Origin of the sequence: Ferruginibacter albus (genome assembly GCF_020042285.1) — a bacterium.
In the GTDB taxonomy this organism is placed as follows: domain Bacteria; phylum Bacteroidota; class Bacteroidia; order Chitinophagales; family Chitinophagaceae; genus Ferruginibacter; species Ferruginibacter albus.
In genome coordinates, this window is the sequence record NZ_CP083388.1 from 2,287,624 (window position 1) to 2,308,956 (window position 21,333).

17 protein-coding genes are annotated in these 21,333 nt (G+C 36.7%); 5 read left to right on the forward strand and 12 right to left on the reverse strand.

What is annotated here, in order from left to right:
* Window positions 1-18 precede the first annotated feature (18 nt).
* Together K9M53_RS09970 and K9M53_RS09975 are read left to right on the forward strand one after the other, a co-directional pair.
* A complete protein-coding gene (locus K9M53_RS09970; RefSeq protein WP_224014373.1) occupies window positions 19-435 on the forward strand; it encodes a nucleoside-diphosphate kinase in 417 nt (138 codons plus the stop codon).
* Between the two features lie 334 nt (window positions 436-769).
* On the forward strand, window positions 770-1,675 hold the full coding sequence (locus K9M53_RS09975; RefSeq protein WP_224014375.1) for a hypothetical protein: 906 nt from the start codon (window positions 770-772) through the stop codon (window positions 1,673-1,675).
* A 63-nt stretch (window positions 1,676-1,738) separates the two neighbouring features.
* Here the strand turns inward: K9M53_RS09975 and K9M53_RS09980 are convergent, their stop codons facing one another.
* The 7 genes from K9M53_RS09980 to K9M53_RS10010 form a co-directional block, all read right to left on the reverse strand.
* Window positions 1,739-3,643, reverse strand: coding sequence for a right-handed parallel beta-helix repeat-containing protein (locus K9M53_RS09980; protein WP_224014377.1), 1,905 nt, complete (start codon window positions 3,641-3,643; stop codon window positions 1,739-1,741).
* Window positions 3,644-3,790: 147 nt separating this feature from the next.
* The gene (locus tag K9M53_RS09985) at window positions 3,791-4,675 is read right to left on the reverse strand and encodes a TraB/GumN family protein (RefSeq protein ID WP_224014379.1); all 885 of its coding nucleotides are present in this window, start codon (window positions 4,673-4,675) and stop codon (window positions 3,791-3,793) included.
* 3 nt (window positions 4,676-4,678) lie between these two features.
* Window positions 4,679-6,499: a UbiD family decarboxylase gene (locus tag K9M53_RS09990; RefSeq protein WP_224014382.1), complete on the reverse strand. Its 1,821-nt coding sequence runs from the start codon at window positions 6,497-6,499 to the stop codon at window positions 4,679-4,681.
* 154 nt (window positions 6,500-6,653) lie between these two features.
* Window positions 6,654-7,511 carry a DUF6089 family protein gene (locus tag K9M53_RS09995; RefSeq protein WP_224014384.1) on the reverse strand — a complete coding sequence of 286 codons (858 nt, stop codon included), beginning with the start codon at window positions 7,509-7,511 and terminating at the stop codon, window positions 6,654-6,656.
* Window positions 7,512-7,570: 59 nt separating this feature from the next.
* On the reverse strand, window positions 7,571-8,470 hold the full coding sequence (locus tag K9M53_RS10000; RefSeq protein WP_224014386.1) for an alpha/beta hydrolase: 900 nt from the start codon (window positions 8,468-8,470) through the stop codon (window positions 7,571-7,573).
* 41 nt (window positions 8,471-8,511) lie between these two features.
* Complete coding sequence (locus K9M53_RS10005; RefSeq protein ID WP_224014388.1) at window positions 8,512-10,140, reverse strand: glycoside hydrolase family 43 protein; 1,629 nt, start codon at window positions 10,138-10,140, stop codon at window positions 8,512-8,514.
* A 69-nt stretch (window positions 10,141-10,209) separates the two neighbouring features.
* The gene (locus tag K9M53_RS10010) at window positions 10,210-13,014 is read right to left on the reverse strand and encodes a pectinesterase family protein (protein ID WP_224014391.1); all 2,805 of its coding nucleotides are present in this window, start codon (window positions 13,012-13,014) and stop codon (window positions 10,210-10,212) included.
* A gap of 266 nt (window positions 13,015-13,280) precedes the next feature.
* Here K9M53_RS10010 and K9M53_RS10015 point away from each other — a divergent pair, with 266 nt between their 5' ends.
* The gene (locus K9M53_RS10015) at window positions 13,281-14,507 is read left to right on the forward strand and encodes an ATP-binding cassette domain-containing protein (protein WP_224014393.1); all 1,227 of its coding nucleotides are present in this window, start codon (window positions 13,281-13,283) and stop codon (window positions 14,505-14,507) included.
* Here K9M53_RS10015 and K9M53_RS10020 read toward each other — a convergent pair.
* From K9M53_RS10020 to K9M53_RS10035, 4 genes are all read right to left on the reverse strand, one after another.
* Window positions 14,497-16,431 (reverse strand): T9SS type B sorting domain-containing protein, encoded by a 1,935-nt coding sequence (locus tag K9M53_RS10020; RefSeq protein ID WP_224014395.1) that lies wholly within the window; start codon window positions 16,429-16,431, stop codon window positions 14,497-14,499. The two genes, K9M53_RS10015 and K9M53_RS10020, sit on opposite strands and share 11 nt — an antisense overlap.
* A gap of 89 nt (window positions 16,432-16,520) precedes the next feature.
* Window positions 16,521-17,438, reverse strand: a complete 918-nt coding sequence (locus tag K9M53_RS10025; RefSeq protein WP_224014397.1) for a DUF6438 domain-containing protein — start codon at window positions 17,436-17,438, stop codon at window positions 16,521-16,523.
* 89 nt (window positions 17,439-17,527) lie between these two features.
* Complete coding sequence (locus K9M53_RS10030) at window positions 17,528-18,157, reverse strand: PH domain-containing protein (protein WP_224014399.1); 630 nt, start codon at window positions 18,155-18,157, stop codon at window positions 17,528-17,530.
* A gap of 177 nt (window positions 18,158-18,334) precedes the next feature.
* Window positions 18,335-18,739 carry a hypothetical protein gene (locus K9M53_RS10035; protein ID WP_224014401.1) on the reverse strand — a complete coding sequence of 135 codons (405 nt, stop codon included), beginning with the start codon at window positions 18,737-18,739 and terminating at the stop codon, window positions 18,335-18,337.
* 363 nt (window positions 18,740-19,102) lie between these two features.
* Here K9M53_RS10035 and K9M53_RS10040 point away from each other — a divergent pair, with 363 nt between their 5' ends.
* On the forward strand, window positions 19,103-20,047 hold the full coding sequence (locus K9M53_RS10040) for a hypothetical protein (protein ID WP_224014403.1): 945 nt from the start codon (window positions 19,103-19,105) through the stop codon (window positions 20,045-20,047).
* Window positions 20,048-20,146: 99 nt separating this feature from the next.
* On the opposite strand, the gene K9M53_RS10045 is transcribed toward K9M53_RS10040, so the two are convergent.
* Window positions 20,147-20,755: a hypothetical protein gene (locus K9M53_RS10045; RefSeq protein ID WP_224014405.1), complete on the reverse strand. Its 609-nt coding sequence runs from the start codon at window positions 20,753-20,755 to the stop codon at window positions 20,147-20,149.
* A 164-nt stretch (window positions 20,756-20,919) separates the two neighbouring features.
* On the opposite strand from K9M53_RS10045, the gene K9M53_RS10050 reads away from it, so the two are divergent.
* Window positions 20,920-21,333 (forward strand): hypothetical protein, encoded by a 414-nt coding sequence (locus K9M53_RS10050; protein WP_224014407.1) that lies wholly within the window; start codon window positions 20,920-20,922, stop codon window positions 21,331-21,333.

Below are 21,333 nucleotides of genomic sequence, written 5' to 3' on the forward strand. Positions count from 1 at the left end.
CGGTTTTAATACATAATTATGAGCAACAGAACATTCACAATGATCAAGCCGGACGCTACCAGGAAAGGAAGCACCGGCGCTATTTTAGAAAAAATAAATGCAGCAGGCTTTAAAATTGTTGCAATGAAAATGACGCATCTTTCTGCCGCAAAAGCCGGAGAGTTTTATGCTGTGCATAAAGAACGTCCTTTTTATGGCGAATTGGTAGAGTTTATGAGTAGTGGTCCTATTACAGCTGCGGTTTTAGAAAAAGAAAATGCAGTGGAAGATTTTCGCACATTGATCGGAGCCACCAATCCTGCTCAAGCAGCAGAAGGCACTATCCGCAAATTGTATGCAGCATCTGTTGGTGAAAATGCCATTCACGGTAGTGACAGCAATGAGAACGCCCAAATTGAAAGTGATTTCTTTTTTAGCAAGCTGGAACAATTCTAAATATTTTAAAAGCCGGGGCTTTCGGAAAACGTATATCTATCACCGCTAGCCCCTGCTTTCACTACAAGTACGCCACAATGCCTGGCCGCCAATCTTCAGCGTGCTTTTCGTTCAATCAGGCAGCCCTTCAACATAATTAATTCTATTTAGCCACAGCCATTCTACACCACATCAACAAGCACATCCGGCAGAAATCCTATAAAAAAGCTAAATATTTTAAGTTTGGCTTATACGTTAAGCAATAGTGTATCTTCACAAAAACCGGAATTTTGCAAAAAGAATATCCGCATATACCAAAACAACGACCCATTCACTCTAAACCACCCTTTAAGCAATGAAGAAATATTGCTTTGTTATTGCCCTTATTTATATCCAAATTATTTCATTCAGCGGGTTTGCTCAAGGAAAAATTGAACAATCAAAAAAAGAATTGAATCAAACAACCAGCAATACAAACACTTCCAGCAATTCCAACAATTCTAATAATTCCAACAATTCTGATAATTCCAACAATTCTGATAACTCTGGAAGTTCAAGACGCAGAAGGTATGACTCTTACAATTCGGACAATTGTGAAGCACCCTCTTTGGGTGATATTATAGGAGAAATTTTTGTATTTGCTATTTATTATTCCATAGTGGGGGATTATGAACATGAAGAACATCTGAATAATAATCTGACCAAATACCCATATATAACTGCCAATTCCGGAAATTACATCAGCCGCGACTCATCACTATCGCTACAAAAAAAAATACGGCTTGACCTTGAAGATAAAGTATTGATAGGATCACCCGCTATTTATGGCAATCATCTAAAAATCAAAATAAGACCTTCGCCAAAAATATACGTTCAATTCGATCATTTTGAATTGATGGAACGCAATAAGCAAACACAACGCAATGACTATCTCTCCTTATTTAATTTCAATGTATGCTACGATAGATTAAGGTTTGAAAGTTTTAATTTGGGCTGGGTGCTCGGTGCAAATTATATTGCAAACAATGTAAACAAATGGGGGTTCTCTTATGGACTTAATGCTGAATTATTCATTGCAAAACCAATAAGTATTTTAGGTAGCGCAAAATGGTCTCATGTTAATACTAAGCCCGTTGATGAATTTGAAGCACAGGTAAAATATCATATAAAAGATCATTTTTTTACCATTGGCTATGAACATTTAAAAATCGCAACGCCTCAGTACAATTTCTTCTCATGCGGAGCAGGCATATTCTTCTAACCGGAAAAAGAAAGACGCCATCATTTTTTTGATGGCGTCTTTCTTTTTATTTCTGATAAAAATTTATTCTTTTATCAGTGTATTTGAAATTGTTTTTCCATCTACATTTAATTGCAAATAATATTGACCGCTTGCTAAACGTTGTCCGTTGATCAGCTTTTGATACGTACCCGCTTGTTGTGTTTCTTCAACCAGCTTATTAATTAATTGCCCCTGTTGATTAAAGATAGACAATACTACTTTTGCTTTTACAGGTAAGCTATAACGAATAGTGGCAGAAGAATTGAACGGATTAGGAAATCCTGCTACTGCTATCACATTTGCTGCATTTATGTTTACTGCTAATATGCTGCTATAAATAACATTTCCATCCAGATCAGTTTGTTTTAATCGGTAATAATAAGTACCTGCTAAATTATCATTATCTTCAAAAGAATAACTATTAGCTATAGAGCTATTCCCTTTGCCATCAACAAAACCAATAGTAGTCCAGGATGCTGCAGCAGAAGTGGCAGAACGTTCAATGGTCCATCCTTTATTGTTTACTTCTGTAGAAACGTTCCAATTAAGTTTTACATATTTACCATTTGTGTAAGCGGTAAATGAAGTCATTTTTACAGGAACAGGAGTAGTATAATTGGATTCAAATGCTCCTAGATCTGGTGCGGCTCCTATATATGGAATGCCTGCAGAGCCATGGTAGGTAACGGTTGATAATACAGTGCCCTGATCGATATATTTAAAAGGAGTGGAAGCAGAAGTATTCAAATGCATAAACGTTAATGTAGGTAAACTTCCATCTACGTTACGCATAGCCGTTACTCCTGTTGTATCAAATGAAAGTATTTCGGCGCTGGTGGTAGAAGTGCTGAAGGAATTATTACTGTTTACCAATGTTCTGCTGCCGGTGCTGGCAGAAGGAAGATTTACCCCTTTTTTACCTAATGAAAGATTATTCTTTAATACCAACTGAGCTCCTGATACGTAAGTAACACCGCTGTTATTAAATCCAAAATCATTATCTCCATTACTGTATGCAGTGCAATTATATACGTAGATAGAACCTGCATTATTATTTTGATCAAACCCCCTTGCTTTATTGTTAAAGCTGATACATTTTGCCAAAACAGTATTGTGTGCCAAATTCTTACCATCGCTTCCTCCTGTTTTAAAGCCCATGCCATTTTGATCGCCATTAGTAGAGCCATCCAGCCAATAATATCCATTATGAAAAGCCCAGCAATCTTCAAAACTCCAAAAAACATTATTGGAAGGCCTTAAATAGCCGTCATACCCGTCATCAGAATTATACCAGGAGCGACAACCTTTAAAAACAATGGAATCGCCTATATCCAGTTTAGCAGCAAAACCATCTGCATTACCGCCATCATTGCCGGTAGCTGTATTAAAATCAGCGTTCTCATATGAGTCACAATTAATAATACTATCTCTTGAAGATCCGCCTCCTAACTGTAAGCCTGCATCACGGTTACGCGTAAACGTACAAAACTCTATTTTACAATAGCTGCCATTATCTACATTCATTCCGTTATCACCTGCTCCTTTGATGATTATGCCATATATATTCCAGTAATTGGCTCCTAATACGATTCCCCTGTTACTGCTGCCAAATGCCATACCGGAAAAATCAAATACAGGGCGAGAATTAGCATTCGCCATATCTGGCGGATAAACAGAAAGTAAAATACGATTGGCGGCAGTTCCCGGTTTACTGATCTTAATAGGAGTTGAAACCGTATAAGTTCCGCTGCGTACATAGATTATATCTCCTGCAACAGTAGCTTTTGACACAGCCTTGCTAAGTGTGGCAAACGGCTCAAAAAGTGATGTGCCTATATTATTATCATTTCCTGTAGTAGCAACATAATAAATGGTTGCAAAAGATTGAGAAGAAGTCAATATGACAAAAAAAGAAAGCAAACACGCAAAAAGTAGCTGTTTTTTCATTTGGCTAAGTAAGAGTTTAAAAAATGATTTTTGGTAAAGGTAAAGATGATATTTTCACAGGAATGGCTGCCTGCAATTGTCAAAAATAATGCCCGAATTATGCAAACGATTGCGTGGAGAGCGATATATAAAAAAGTGTAAACTGAGCTATTTATTTAACAAAGGAATAACGGAATAGCCTTCCTTTTGCAGAAGTTTTATTAATCCTTTTTCGCCTAATAAATGCGCCGCACCAACTGCTACGAAAATGCTTTTACCTTGCATCTTGCTTTTTAATTGACCAACCCAATTCCTGTTCCGGTCGTATAACAATATATCGTCATGCTCATTAGCCGTAAAATCAGACCCGGTAATAAGCGTTTCTAATTGTTTTAATTGTTGTGCTTTGTAAGTCAATAGCATTTGATTGAATTCATCCGAATACTTATTAATACTATCGATCGTTTGCAATAGATCTTTTGCCTGTTCTTCATAAGGAATGCTATCAAATATTGCCGATTGAAATTCTATCGTTTCTAAACCACGGATCGGCTTTTTATTTTCCTTTGCGATATGCATTAACCCCTCTTCCACTCCATCGGCTTTTTTACACTTTAATAATTGAGGATAAAGCAATGCAATGATCAGTTCCGGTTTCATGTTTTGAACAGCCCCTAAAGCAATACTCAAACTATCGTGGAAATATGTTTTGATCTTATTATAATCGGAATCGTTGTAAAGATCTTTTAAGGTTTTACCATCTTTCATGTAAACCATTTTCAATCCTCCGAAATAAACCACAGGATCGCTAAGGTTAAGTTCCAGGTACAAGGTATCTGAATTGACAAGTGCTTGTTTTAGTTGTTCGCTAAACACGATATCATCTTTACACATTAAATGAAATGTACCAAAAAGATAGGATGGCTGTTGCAAGCCATTGCCACTCACCTGCCATAAAAGACTGTTATCATCTTTATTCTTTTTCAGTTCTTTTATTTGCGCAAAACTGTTAATTGCTAAAAACAATGTAATGATCAAAATTAGTACCCGCATAGTTTAAATTATTTTATATAAGCTTCCTCCTTTATCAAATAATCTGTCAATCCTTTTCTCAATGGCAGTATCTTTCTCTAAAGATGGCGCATGATGTGGTTTTATTCGAGCATCAATGATCAATGATGAACAACCCCAATGTTTGTTTTCAATAAAACTATTTATACCATACATATCATGCGATGGATTGCACCGGGTGAACGTTGCCCAAAGGAAATTATTCAATGCATTACTTACAAAATTGGCGTCATCACTTATAATGATAAATGGCAGGCTATTCAAATTTTCAGGAGATAACTGTTCATTTAAAATCTCCAACTCTTTCTTTGCAGCAGCATAGTCCGTAAAGGGTTTTATTTGCAGCGCAACAATACCAGGTAAAACCATTTTCGGGTTTTCAAACTGTTGCAACTCTTTTAAACAGGCAGGGACAATGGTTGCCAATTCTCTTCTTACATCCCCGTATGCCGCAAACACCACTTTACTTCCGCTATTTAATCCTGTACCTGAATAATCTAATGTATCAATAGTGGTATTGGTATAGAAATGAATATCCCTTGTTAAATCAATTCTTTCTAAAACGTATTTGAAATAAGCAACAATATCATGCGTATTTAATTTACTTTCATCATCGGCAATTATAAATAAAAATTTCGCCAAACTTAACTGCCCTGTTCCTAAAATATGATTAGCAATGGTCAATATTTCGGCAGGTTGCTTTTGCTTTAAATAAGGTGTGTACCGTTCGCTGCCTATAGCTAGCAGTAACGGATGTACGCCGGCTGCATCTACCGCATGCACTTCTTTTAAGCCCGGTATTTCCTGCTGCAACGCATCTCCGGCTATCTCGTGAATGAGTTTACCAAAGCTTGTATCTTCCTGCGGTGGACGGCCAACAACAGTGAACGGCCATATTGCATTTTTCTTCGCATATACTTTATGCACTTTCATTACAGGAAATAAATGCGTTAAGCTATAGTATCCTAAATGATCGCCAAACGGACCTTCGGGCTTATTATCATTTGGATATACTTCTCCGGTAATAATAAAATCTGCATCAGCACTTATGCAATAACCATCTTTATATCCATACCGAAATCTCCTGTTACCTAAAACACCTGCAAACGTAGCTTCGCTTATACCTTCAGGTAAAGGCATTACTGCTGCCACTGTGTTTGCCGGCGGACCTCCTACAAATACACTTATTTTTAAAGGCTGATTTTTTCTGTTTGCTTTTGTTTGATGTACACCAATTCCGCGATGTATCTGGTAATGCAATCCAATTTCTTTATTCAGGGCATATTCGTTACCGCTTAACTGAATACGATACATACCAATATTCGCATTCATTATTCCGGGTTTGTCGACATCTTCTGAATATACCTGTGGCAATGTAACAAAAGCACCGCCGTCTTTTGGCCAATGATGGATCAATGGCAATTCTTCAATAGCTATTTCATCAAAAGAAAAACGGCTGGTTTTTAACGGCAATGATTTTAATGCGGTTAACCCAGTACCAATATTTTTAAAAGGATGTTTGAAGGCTTTAACAGGATCATTCTTTAATTCGATTAACTGCTGTACTTTTTGTAATGAATCCCTGAAGATGAATTTGCTTCGTTCTATAGTTCCGAAAATATTAGAAGCTGCTTGATATTTTGTTCCTTTAATGTTTTCAAATAATAATGCTGGGCCACCTGCCTCGTGTATGCGAAGATGAATGGCTGCCATTTCTAAATTGGCATCTACCTTTTCTTTTACACGAACCAATTGTTTATTTTTTTCAAGGTCGAGTAAACAGTCCTCTAACGTTGCGTATGACATTGCAAAATGTTTCGATTGCAAAAGTAACTATAAGAAGCTAGGATTTTACTACGCTACTATAAAAGCTTACTAGCAGCAATACCGATGAAAGAATTGTGACACAAGAGTGTCTAATCAAGGAACAAATGCCTGTATCAAAAAATAGTAAATGAAATCAATAAGGTCTGCCCGGGCAACCATATTGTGTATTCTTACCGCCACCGCCGGACCCACCATCTCCGGAAAGATTAGGCAAACGAAAACTTAACGTAACGCCGGAAAAATAGTACCAATCTTTAGTTTTTGGGTTTCCACGAATAGAACCACCCGTAGGATATGTTTGACCATTGTGCAGCTCATCTCCACGAAAAGCCAGTTCATACGCTTTAGGTCCGTTAATTGCCAATAATTGAGCAGGATCCGCATAGCTCATACTTAGATCATCAATATAGTCTGTAAATAATTTTCTATAACCCACTTCTATGGCTAGACGCACATTATCGCTTATTGCAAATTTTAACCCTACTCCAACCGGAATTGCCAACTGATTTAAACTATATTTTGTTCTTCCCTGATAAAATCCCTGTCCTTCTGTACCTAATGGCTGCAGGTAAGTTTTTACATTTAGCGAATCGTATGTATATGGATTAAACGAAAAATAGGCAACGCCTGCAAAAACATACGGCGTCAACTGATGCTCATACAAGCTCAGTATATCATACTCTAATCCTAATTGCGCTTCAGTAACAGGAGACGTAAAGTTCAGATTCCGATCACGTACTAAACTAGAAGAGGACGATCTATCATTACCGCTGACCGTACCAATAGTTACATTGGCTCTTGCGGATAACTGATCTGTTATTTCATACAATAAGCCTCCGCCGTATGCCGCATGTGCTTCATCAAACGTAAAAGGTTTTGATTGCATGTCGCCCATGTAATTGCTCATGCCTCCAAATAAGGTTAAATGAAATTTTTGTGCCGATACATTAAATGAAGAAACCAACAGCGCAATAACAAGTATCCTCTGCATAACAAATTCTCTTTTTTTGCAAATATAGCGCTGTGTGTGCAATAATATTATGATGCACATCAAAGAGAATGAAGCCAATTAATTAAACGCTCCTGCCAAATATCGGTAGTGGTTGTGTTATGCAAACCAAAGCCATGCCCGCCTTTGGGATACAAGTGCATTTCTGCAGGAACATTATTTTTGATACATGCTTCGTAAAAACGAATACTGTTTTCTACAGGAACAGTTTTATCATTTTGTGCATGCACAATAAATACCGGCGGACAATCTTTTGTTACCTGTAATTCGTTTGAAAAAAAATTATTCTTTTCCTGTGAAGGATGTTCACCTAATAATTTATCTCTTGAACCCTTGTGCATAATGCTATCATTAAAACTAATAACAGGATATATCAGAGCAGCAAAATCAGGGCGAACAGAAGTGGTGTCTTTTATAGAAGCATCAGCCATAAAATTAAAATGAGTAATTGCAGAAGAAGCTACATGCCCACCGGCTGAAAAACCAATTACACCTATTTTATTTTTATTCAGATTCCATTGTGAAGCATTTTCACGTACCAAACGTATTGCTTGTTGAATATCCTGTAAAGGTCCAAGCGTTTTGTCGATCATTAATGTATCGTTAGGCAAACGATATTTTAGCACAAAGGCTGTAATACCAAATTCATTTAAAAATTTAGCTACGTGCGTTCCTTCGTTATCAATTGACAACCGCTGATAACCTCCCCCCGGGCAAATTATGATTGCCATCCCATTGGGATTGTTAGGTGTATATTTTGTAATAGCAGGATTGGTTACATCGTAAATGCGGCGAGTGCTGTCCACATAAATTGTTCTTTCTTTTATCCCTGTTTTAATAGAGTTAGGCACTTCTTTATATAAAGCAATTTCTTCAACGCTTTGCGAAGATGCAATGGTTGTCATTAGTAATAGTATTATTGTGTGAAACAGTATTTTCATTTTGTTAGTTTGATTATATAGTTCTCTTTGGTTGCTAATCTTTATCGCATTTCATACATCTTTTTTTTGATGTTATCCTTATTTATCCTAAACCAATCAAAATATGCGCATCCGTAACTAGCCTTTTGATTTTCTTTTGAAATACAGAACAGCCCTATTTTTGCTCCTATCCATCTTCCAGGTTTAATAAAAAATGTTTGAGGAATGGATTTAAAATTTTTATCATCTTCACTATAACTAAAAGAGCAAACGGCAGGCTTGTTTATAGTCGCTTTCAAATATATAATTGATGAATCTAATCTCTTAATCACAAGTTCGTTATTATTTAGTCCCCTTAACCCTAAATAAATGCCCGCTTCTTTTTTAATAAGAAAAAGAGAAACAGATTCAGAACTCAATATCATTAACCCTGTCTTATCACCTTCCATCGATGGATGAAACTCTACTTTGGTAATTGCAGTAAATTCTTCTGCAGGAAATTTTTGTGATAAGACATTTCGTATATCCCAATAATTTTTTATTGAATCATTAACAGGAATCGCATTTAGCACTAATTCTTTACCTGTCAGCCTTGACCAATTATCTGATGAGTTTGCCTGCCATTGCCATTGTAAGCCCAACGTCGTATCATTAAATTCATCGGTTTCTTGAGGCGTGCAGATTGGATATACTTTTCCAACGTTTGGCTTCTTATAAGTTAATACCGGCTCACCTTTGCCATCTCCATCTTTATCAATGCCAATAACCGGCCAATCATCTTTCCATTGCATGGGTTGCAAGTGTACCACTCTTCCATATGCATATTTATCCTGGAAATGCAAGAACCAATCTTCGCCTGTTTGTGTTTGTATCCATGCACCCTGGTGTGGTCCGTTAATAGTTGTACTTCCCTGGTCCATCACTACTTTTCTTTCATATGGACCGTAAATATTTTTACTACGCAATACCAATTGCCAGCCTGTTTTTACACCCCCTGCCGGTGCAAATATGTAATAGTAACCATTATGTTTATAAAACTTGGGACCTTCAATCGTTGGATCATCTTTATGTCCATCATAAACAAATACGCCTGTATCAATCACTTTATCAGAAGCAGCATTTAACTTCTTTATCATTATCATGCTTTTAATACCTGCACGACTACCCGCAAAGGCATGCACCAAATAGGCATTACCATTGTCGTCCCATAAAGGACAAGGATCTATCAACCCTTTGCCTGCTTGTACTAATGTTGGTGTACTCCACGGTCCGTTTATATTTTTTGCTTTGGTAAGATAAATGCCAAAATCGGGGTCTGGGTAATAGATATAGAATTCGTTATTATGATAACGGATAGCCGACGCCCAAATACCATTGCCATGTTGCACTTTGGAAAAATGATCAACAGGGATTTGTCTTTGCAAAGCATGCCCAATGATCGTCCAGTTAACCAGATCTTTAGAATGTAAAATTGGCAAACAAGGAACAGCATCAAAGCTGGATGCGATCATATAATAATCATCGCCCACCCGTATTGCATCGGGATCAGAATAATCAGCATTAATAACAGGATTTTTATAAGTGCCGTCGCCATTATCTGCCACCCAAACTTTAGAAACATAATTTGTTTGCGCTATAGTGAATAGAGAATAGCTGACAGTCAAAAAAAGTAACAGTGTGATCTTCTTCATAATTCTATCCTATAAAAAGTGAAGCACCTAATCTTTTCAAATTAGATGCTTCCTGCAGAATAATTAAAATTATTGTTTTACAAAACGTAGTGTTCTTATAGTAATGCCATCATTCAATGAAATAAAATAAGTGCCTGTTGCTAACGTATTGATGTTAATAGCTTTCTGAGTAGCTCCTTGAGCAATCGTTATTGTTCTCACTGTTTCTCCGGTTACAGTAGTCAATTTTGCTGTGGTAGCCTTTGTCAGTGCAGCAAATTTTAAATTAACAATAGCATTCGCAGGATTAGGATAAATACTGATAGAGCTGATCGCATTATCTAATTGAACTCTTATTATTTTACTGTACATGTATTGTCCGTCTTTATCAGTTATACGTAAACGATAGTAAACAACTCCTTGCAAAGAACTTGCATCTGTAAATTCATAATTATTGACACTATTGCTGTTGTTCGCTTTAACAGAGCCAACCTCAACATAATTAATTCCATCTGCACTTCTTTCTATTTTAAAATCCTCGCTGTTCATTTCATTAGCGCTTACCCAATTTAATTGAACAGCATTGTTTTTCGCAGTGCCGATCAGCGATATTAATTTAAGTGGTACTGTTGTACTGGCTGTATCGCCGGTAACAATCACGTTTTTGATCATGCCGTAACGCCCTGTGCTACTGCTGCCCAAAGCGTGATATATTCTAAATGTAATAGCACTTCCAACAGGAACATTTATACCCAATGCTCCATTCAACGCAAAACGATAATTGTCTACTGTTCCGCTGGTTGTTTTATTCGTAACGATCGGTGATACAAAAGTAGCGCCGGTTATTTCTGTTGAATCGGTAGTAAAGCCACTCAACGAATACACAACAGCCGTTTTACTGTTACTGTTACTATTATAGAAATCAGTATTAAAAATTATAGAATCAATTCTTAATGCATGCCCAGTGGTTGGCGTTACGGTGTATTGTTGATAGAATGTTCTGCCTAAAGTACCTCCCGGTCCTGGAGAAGCCCACGAGCCTGTTGCAGTAGGAGCAAATGCCATTCCGAATGCAGCAGAATAAGGTGTTACGCCGCTTACTGTTACACCATCAGACAAAACCAATTTATTAAATGTTGGTGCACTTGCCTGCACACCTGTATATCGAACAGCTGCACTGTCATTGCTATCTACATCCAATGGCCATTGTTGCAAAATATGCGATGCATTTAATTCGTTAGAAACAGTTCCCGAAACATTTAAGGTTACAAATTTTGCACCGGTACCATTGGTTGATAATAGTACCGTTCCTGTATGATCGCCCAATGTTAAAGCATTCATTCTTACCAAAACATTGGTTGCAGATAATGTTTGTCCTGTATGAGCCAGCACTAAAGGGGTTATGGTATTGTACCAGGTAGTTCCATCTGTAGATACTTCAAAATCCGCTGAAGGCGTAATAATTACATCATCCACCAGGTTAACTGCCGATACTGAAATGGTTTGTGCAGCAGAAGGTGTACCAAGTGCCTGTGCATAGCTTCCCAATGTACCCGTTACCGTTATGGTAGGTGCACTTGAGATAGCAACGATATCTGTTGTATCCGAATTAGTGCCTGCCTTAGATGCTACCACATAATAATAGTAAATGCTTCCTGCAGGAGGTAGCGCATCGGTCAATTGAAAATTCACAGAAGTATCGTTTGCTGCAGTAACGTTTGTTACAGGAGAATAACTAATACTATCTGTTGAACGATACAATGTGTAGGTTATTCCTGTCATTGCCCAGCTTATGTTCCAGCTGAACGTAGAATTAGAAGCCCCTCTTACACCGGCAAAATTTGATACAGCAATATCACGTGCTGAATCGTTACAGAAAGTTGCATTGATAGCACATGGATTCCACGTAGTAAACATGTTCGCCATTGTATATAAAGAAGCATCCCCCGAATTTAATTGATGCGACCATGATGTACGACCGCTTACATCAGCCAATGAACCATTCATATTCTTAGCCTGGTATTCTCCGTCATAGATCAACGTAACATCGGTACCTGCATCCCAGGTGCTCCATCCGGCAGGTATTATCAAATTAGCCCCGTACGTTGGATTTAAGTAAACAACCTGGTTATTGGCTAATGGCGATGATCCTGTTGAGTTTTGCCACGGTCTTCCTAAATAATATTGTGTACCTCCCGTATTTGCCGGCAGCGTACAATTATTAAATACATATCCATATGCTTGCCCCGGTGGCGTACTTGCCGCAGTTATATAAGAGCTTCCATTGGTAGTTCTTGTTTTTGCATAAATAACACAAGAATCAAATAATGCTATGGAGTTACCGAAAATGAAATCGATGTTTCCATCTATGTAACAATTTTTAAAGTATGCTCTTGGTGCACCGCTTCCTTTGGTATATAATGTATCCTGGTTAGCCATAAAGCGACAGTTCTTAAACGCTGCTCTATCAGCATTAATTACCACTGCTACTGCCTGCGATCCATCACCAAATGTATTTTGAAACGTAATGTTTTGCGCCGTAAAATCATTGGCATTAATAGTAAAGCTTCCGGAACCCTGCGTACCTAGTGTGCCTCCGGTGCCGTTGGAAGTACTTGCCCCATCTGTATAATATAAAATGGTGTTGGCAACGCTCTCGCCTACCAAATACAAAAAAGGCTTGTTAGAGGGAATGCTTATCTTCTCTTTATACTTTCCGTTCTTGATAAAAATATAATATGGCGCTGTTAAATTGGTAGGCGCTGCATTAATGGCGGCCTGTACTGTTGTGTAGTTACCGCTGCCGTCCTGCGCAACTATCAAATCGTATGCTTTTGCAAATTGAGCCACTAACAAAAAAGAAATGGCTAATACCAAGGAGTAGATTTTTTTCATATAGAATCATTAAGATACTAAAGTTAAAAAGCAGTTGTCATATAAAAAACCAAATCAACGAGAACGTTGCCATAATGAATATTATTTTTTTGATTCCGGCATTTGTATTTCAATTAAACATCGTTGTGTCACTCTCTTGTACGGCATCGCATCGTTCAACATATTATAATTTTTACCATTAAAAAATAAATGGTTAAAACAATGATGAATATCAAAAGCAAGGGTCATTGCTCTATTAAAATGATACATTTGTGTTCGTAATTTTTATGGAAAGAAATCATATCGCTATCTACGTTTCTGCGAACCACAATAAAGAAGCTGTTATTCAACAGATCACAAAAGGACAATTGTTGACAGGAAACGATCATTCAAACGCTGAGCTGTATTCTAGTGTTGCTATTAACGAGTTTGTTAATGAAGAAACCCGGCATGAACATGTGGAAGTAAGGTGGCAAAACCGTGGCTTAAATACCATGTCTGATGGCGAAAAGAAAAAAGCATTACTGTCTTATATCATTGCAAAAAAACCATCCTGCATTATTGTTGATAATATTTTTGACAGCCTGGATATACAGGCACAAGCGGATATTGCTGCCAATCTTACACAGCTAAGCAACAACATAACATTGGTGCAGGTTACCAATCGCATCAGCGATATCTTACCCTTTATAAAGAATATTTTTACGATCAATAATACTGTTTTAGAGAAGATCGAAAATATCAATGCGTACCGCTCGTCCAATAAACATCATTTTATTCACGCTATTCCTCCGCCTTTGCATGAAGCTGCGGAAGAAGATGATCCGTTAATTCAATTCAATAATGTTTCTGTTAGCTATGACGAGCGTCCAATTATAACAAATATCAATTGGACAATCAATAAAGGAGAATTCTGGCAACTGGTTGGCCCGAATGGCGCAGGCAAAAGCACCATATTATCGATGATAAACGGCGACAATCCAAAAGCCTACGGACAAGACATTATCCTATTCGGAAAAAAGAAAGGGAGCGGTGAAACTGTTTGGCAGATAAAAGAAAAGATCGGCTACTTCTCTTCTGCCGTGGGTAAACAATTTGAGCGGTTGGATTCCATTGAGAACATGCTGATCGGCGGCTTTAATGATTCTGTAGGTTTATATGTAAAGCCAACTGAATTACAAATTAACTTGGCTGATGAATGGCTTTTCTTGTTGGGCTTATATGAAGTAAAAAATAAACCTTTCTTAAACTTATCCATTGCACATCAACGATTATTATTGGTAGCAAGAGCGATGGTTAAACATCCTCCTTTATTGATCTTAGATGAACCTATTTCAGGATTGAATGATACGGAGATCGAGTTGGTAACTTCCCTGATCAATAAGTTTACAAAAGAAAGCAAGACGACCGTTATTTATGTATCACACAGAAATGAAGAGAGCTTATCACCCGGTTATATTTTTGAATTAACGCCATCGGAAAATGGTTCTACGGGAAAAGTCATTACCTTATAACCAGTACCGTTCCTTTTAAAGAATTTACTTTATTGGCTGTTGTCATTTTATAACGGCAATACCAAACATACGCTCCGTTGGGCATCGCACTTCCTTTATATTTTCCATCCCATCCTTTCAGCGGATCTTTTGTTTGAAATAGTAATTCGCCATACCGGTTATATATAGCCAGGTTATATTCAGTTATTCCATAAGTATTAGATACTTTAAACAATTCATTCAATCCATCTTTATTAGGCGTAAATGCCGATGGAAAATATACATTACAATCTTGCTCTGTTATTTGTATCTCAGCCCTGCTCTGTGTACATTCATTACTCACTTCAACCCAATACGTATCCGCTTGCTTAACGGAGAAATATTTATTGGTGGATCCATCCTGCCATTTGTAACTGTTATAATCACCCGGCGATAAAACAATAGAATCTCCTTTACATAGAACAGTTGTAGTGCCTAATGAAGGTTGCCCGGAAGGTTTAACAGTAAGCTTTATACGTACAATACTGTCGCAACCCGAATTGATAGCAATCTTTTTAGTGTAAGTACCTGAACTTGTATGCCCCTCAAAAGACCCTCCTTCGCAGATGGATGTATCAATAGAAGAAGAAGCGCCGGAAACAACAGTCAGCTTGATCGTTATTATGCTGTCACATCCATTCCAACTTGTAAAGGTTTTCGTAAACGTTCCTGTCGTTGAATGTCCTTCAAAGGTTTCGCCGGCACATATCGTGGTATCAAGAGAAGTTGATGAAGAAGGTAGCACCGTTAGCTTAACTGTTCTTATACTATCACAGCCCAAGGCATTGGCAAATGTTTTGGTATAAGTACCGGTAGCAGTATATCCTTCAAAAGAATATCCCTGGCAAATAGTGGTGTCTTTATAAGAATTAGCTGCATTACCGATGTCGACCTGTTTTGAATTGGAGATTGTTTTAAAACAACCGCTACCTGTTATATTCAATTGTATATTCTTTGTTCCCGACGTATTCCATCTTACTGTATATGGGCCTCTGTCGTTGCCCGATACAACCTGTCCTCCATCCCAATTCCATGTAAATGTATATCCCGTTACTGAAGCAGGAATATCTCCTGCATAATTAAAGCTCACATTATCACCGGTACAGGCAACAGTTTTATTAATACTGAAGTCGGCAGTATTGGCAATGGTATTGATATTATTATAAACCGCCGCCACATCAGATTGCGTAGAATAAAAATTTGCAAAAGATAGATACGCAAAATTCGCTTCCCCATCTTCGCAGGCAAAGCCCAGCGGATCATCTCTAAAAATATATATCGGTTTGCCGGCAGCACTTACATAAAAGTTGGACACATCATTATACGTGGTAAACAACTGATCATTTACATAGATATCGATCTTTTTGGTTAGATCATTTCTTGTAATGGTAAGGAGGTAATAAGTGTGATCATTGAAATAAGGGCATGCACCATAATTACCATTTGGATAAAAATTAAGGCATCGTTCAGCAGTTGGCGCCGGTGTTTGATAATTGGTAAAATAGATACCGTTATCTGAAGCTGCATCGGAGAAATCTACGATGCGGGTGTAGTACTGGTTAAAGTTGGTAACCTTTATGTAGAGCTGTACCGTATATGTTTTGGCTATGATACCATCCGCATTTGCATAACGCAAACCCCAGTTAAGATTATTATGATATACAACTCTATCCGGACCGCTGGAAGATAGTTTGTCTTTTATGAACTGCCCTGAAGTGGGTGCTGTATTGGGAATGCAGTGCTGGTTTAATCCTTTTGCCGGAACCAGGTCTGCCGCACAATCAGGTTCTGTGGTAGATAAAGAGCCATAAAACTTATACGTATTCCGCTTAGTAGTTTGAGCTGTTGCATAAGCTGAAATACCAATTACAAACAACAGTAAAAATAATTTACGGAAATAACGCATGGCAGTTGTGTAAGTTGTCTTATGTTTCAAAGATATAGAAAGCAGGAGTATGTAAGTTGTCTGTTTCGTATTCTACAAAGCGATTATATTTATTTCCAATCTTGATTAAACCTCAAATCAAATAATATTTGATAAAGTCTATTTAAGTTATAAGTTCCAATCAAACCATAATCCCTAATCGTTTTTACTTGCCCGTTATTATATATTATAGTTAAGGTACAAGTTTGATCATCTGTCCAGCTTACCGCATAATTGTCTTTTAAGTTGGGAAAGTCCATATAATTAAGCAAACTAATTATTTCATCAAATGAACTGTTTTTCAAAATAGTTTTGAAAGTCCCCTTAATTTCCTCGGGGCTTTCTTTTTTCTGATTGTATGATTCCGCCTTAAAAACAGATGATTTATTCTTCTCAATAGAAATATAAAATTCAGGGCAACTGCCAAAACACATCGTTGTCTGGTACTCTATCTTTTCAATTTCATAATTTTTAGGATGAGCATTATATTCAATAAAATCCCCGTATTTAAAAATAAGATCGCTGAATTGAAGTGATGGCATTGTATCCTTCGCACTCCAATTAAATTCAGGCATATAGTAATACCTAATTATTGAATCATTAATGATCTTTGGGAAAGTGCACTCCTGAAAACTTCTTCTTGTAAGCCTGTTTAGCCTTAACGAATCATTACCATAATTCATTACTACAAAAATTTTGAAGCCATAGTAATCCCCGATTGCAAGTAAGTCGGTATAGCCGTTATTATCAAAATCTGCCTTATAAAATGATTGGGTAATATTTAATGAGTCTGCTATTTTCTTACAGAAGTCATTTTCGTTATTGTTGTCTTTAATTTCAGTGATAGGTTTAAGGGAAAAGCTTTGATAATTTTTGTTAAATGACTGTATCAGTTTTTCTACCTCAGCTTTTGAATGTAAGCTGTCAATTTTCGAAGGGATCTTTTGTCCAAAAACAGTTTGAAATATTAGAAAGAATATCAAAAACAAAAACGATCTGATCATTGAGAGGACTTTTATACCGTTTACATCGGCATGTTCTTATTGAAGATAAAAATAAAAACCAGCATAACAAACTCTTACTTCTCAGCAACATCTCCTTTCTCATAGCTTGGATTTGTCTCTAATTGTAAATCACTGGCATTATTGTAACCGATCTTAATATCGATCATAACTTTCTTTACTTCTTTAAATACTTCATAAGGATTTGGTATAGCTTCCCAATTATCGTATAGCTTAGTCGCATCCCCCTCGTCAACTTGCGTTCTGTTAGAAAAGAATTTAATAGTGCCTACATTATAAACCCTCTCAATAAAATTTACAGTTACCTCAATGCCAGAAATCTTATCATAATCTATAATTTTAAAGTCTGTACCAATAAAACCGGTTCTCATCATTACCCTTCTGTCAGAATAAGCGTAATAGGTGTTGTTAAATGAAAATAGTCTTTTAAAAAAAAGCCAAAGAAAAAAGATCACAGGAAGAAGTCCCAACCAAAATTCCCAACCTGCAATATTCCCATTTTCAGGTTTTATTTGTGTTCCGATTGCAATCCAGGTTGCAACAAAAGCGATTATAGAAATGCCAGCCCATATGCCCGAAAATATAAATGGAATAAATTTGGAACGCCCTATCCAAATAATTTTTTCATCGTTATCTTTAATACTGTCAAATCCGGGAAGTAATTTTTTGTTGAATATAGAAGCCATAGATATCTAAGGTTGTTAATAAATATGCTGCCAACACATAAAAATATATGATTGCTTATTATACCCAAAATATGCATGCATTTAAGGTCAACTATTTGAAATTTTGAGCTTAATATTTATCAAAGACACACTATAACACTCTACTTTGCAGCAATATTGCAGGCAATTTCTATTTTGCTATTGTAATATCTTATAGGTAAAATCTTCGATGACATTTACCTCCAAAGGATAATTTCCGGAAGGTGCATAAATATAATCGGCAGTAATAGCAACTCTTTTACCAATTAAACTTTTATACTTCACATTCGGATTAACATTTTTCTGTACGTCACCATAAATACGAATTTCTTTTGTTGTAGCATCACTGCTAAATTCGTCAGTAGTATCGGCAATAAATGTTACTGATTGTGGCAAGACAAATAGCATTGCGTTTTTTATTGTTTTACCTGTAATTGGGTGTCTCAAATTTTTCAGGATCACTTTACCTGATAAGGTATGTTGTCCATATTGATAAGTTGGTAAATTTTGCCCCTGACATACAAGTGATAATAATAACGAAAAGACAAATAAAACATTTTTCATAAATCAGTTTTTTTTGTTTTCTGCTTTTTTCCTTAGGATTATCATAATAGAGATTGATTAAAACGAATGGTTCGTGAAGACACGAACCAAGGCGAAGATATCAAAGATGATCAATTTTTATTTCAATCTGTTAATAGACATACTTTTCTGTGTGATTCTATATTTATATGTTAACTTGTACGACAAATCAGAATTTATTCCTTTCTCTTTGAAAGTATTGCTTTAGAAATGAAGAGCGTTCGGTTAAATAATTTTGCTCTTAAAACCTGATCGGCTTCCACAAGATTTATTGTTAGTTCAATATCATAAAACCTGGCTCATTCGAGCCGGCAAACTGCTTTCATCTAATTTTAAAATAAATCTATGCGCTCACTTTTACTCATTATCATCAGTTGTTTTACAGTTACCATTGCCAAAGCTCAGGGCCCTACAATTACATCTGCTTCAGAAGCAGTACCCGGCGATGTGCTATTTTACCAGCAAACACAGGTCGCTAATATTGCAACACCTGCAACAGGAGCTAATTTAACATGGGACTACAGTGCGCTGGTAGATTCAGGAGGAATCGAAGTTGATAGCTTTAAAGCAGCTGCCTCCACTCCTTATACCTCCATCTATCCGGGTTCCAATCTTGCATTAAATTCCGGAGGTGCTTACCTGTATTTCAAAACCACGACTAACGACTGGGTATCATTAGGGTCTATCCTGCCGGGCAGCGATACGGTTTTTTATCCCAGTACATTAGAAGAGTTCCATTTCCCTTTTGCTTATGGAAGTACTTTTTCAGATAGCACCAAAGAAATAGCTCACGTGTCAGGCGGTTACAGAGATACCTTTGAAACTGTGATTAACCAACAGGGAACAGGATATGGAACATTAAAAATACCGGGACATACTTATTCTAATGTGCTTCAACAAAAAACAATAACAACTCAACGTATCTCTCCTTTATTTTCCAACATAACCACCTCATATCTTTTTGTAACACCAACTGCTCATTCTTTTCTTATGCGCATTGACCTTAGTTCCCAAAATAACATTTCAAAAATTACATACGTTACTTCAAATTCCATCATTCCTACCAGCTATACGTTTAATGGCAGTGGCGATTGGAGTAATGCTGCCAACTGGAGTAATGGCGCAATTCCCACTTCACCGGTGCCTTCGGGAACACAAGTCACCATCACTCCACAATCAGGAGGTTTTTGTGCTTTGAATGTGCCGATGATTTTTTCTTCGGGCGCTACCTTAACGGTTACAACAGGTGCTGTTTTTAAAGTTTCAGGAAATCTTATAATCAATAAATGAGTGAATTTGAAAGACTATCTGCCTGTTGAGCAACAACAGTAAGAACAGATAAGATCAGGAAAATTGATATAAGCATTCTGATCGTAAGAGTTCTCTCCATCAGTTATTTTTTAACTTCTTAATATAGCTTACCCAAAGAAGCTTAAATTTTTCCGATTGTTGTTCCGTTAAATTACCGTGCACAACTGCAAATTCTTCTCCGGTTAACTGATCCAATATCCAGGATGCTCTGCCTGCAACAGTAAATACATCTTCAGTTATTACACCGCCATGTCCATAAAACTCCAGGTCGCCGGAAGCAATCCTATCCCAAATTATCAGGTCGGCAGTATTATTTAAACCAATTTTTCTTTTGTCTGAAAGACGTGCTATTAAATACGGAAATGCAATTGTATAGTTCTTAATGCACCAGCTTTTTGCAGCCCCAAACGACAGATCTTTTGCTGTATCTATTAAAGCTAAAGCATTTTGCAAATTAAAACCGTCCGGATAGGTATCACCATACCAATCACCCATTTCTCCTTTTCTCTCTTTATCGGCCTGCAACCATTTTTCAGGCTTTACAAAATAAGTTGGTAAAGCGTATTTTGAATAATTAGTGTCGATAATTGAAAAATAAATGAAAGTGTCTTTCTTCTGTTGTTTCTCCTGTCCATTACTGCAAACTGAAGAGATCAAAAGAATTGATAAGATCAAAAGCTTTGTCATGAATGAGACTTGTTTAGTACTTGATATGGTTTCACGAAGATCGAAAAAATGTAACTATCGAAAGATAATAGTAAGAATGTTAAGAATATTGAAATTCTTACAAAAAACAAGATCACATAAAAGATGAACAGCTATTTTAAAAGTGCCATTCGTACATTTGAAAAATGAAATCTAAACTGTTTATCAGCATTTTTTACTGCTTATTTTCATTTAATTCTTTCAGCCAAAAAGTAACATACAACGATCTAAAAGGAAAATGGCAACTACAAAACACGCCAAACATGACCATGTTTTTTAATTTCATCGATGCAAAAAACATCCAGGTTATTACTGCTGCTAATGGAGCAAGTGATGACCATTCTTTTGACACTGCATATGGCACATACCAATTAGATACTTCATCAAATAGTACTAAATTAATACTATTTAAGGCAAGCAATAATGTTGATAAAAATTCAGATACGCTACTTATAAAAATAGACAAGCTGAATATATTAAAATGCCAAAAGAATACGCTCTCCGGTAACTGGGATGATTTAGCTGATACACTTTCTTTTGCGAAAGTAAAAGAACAATAG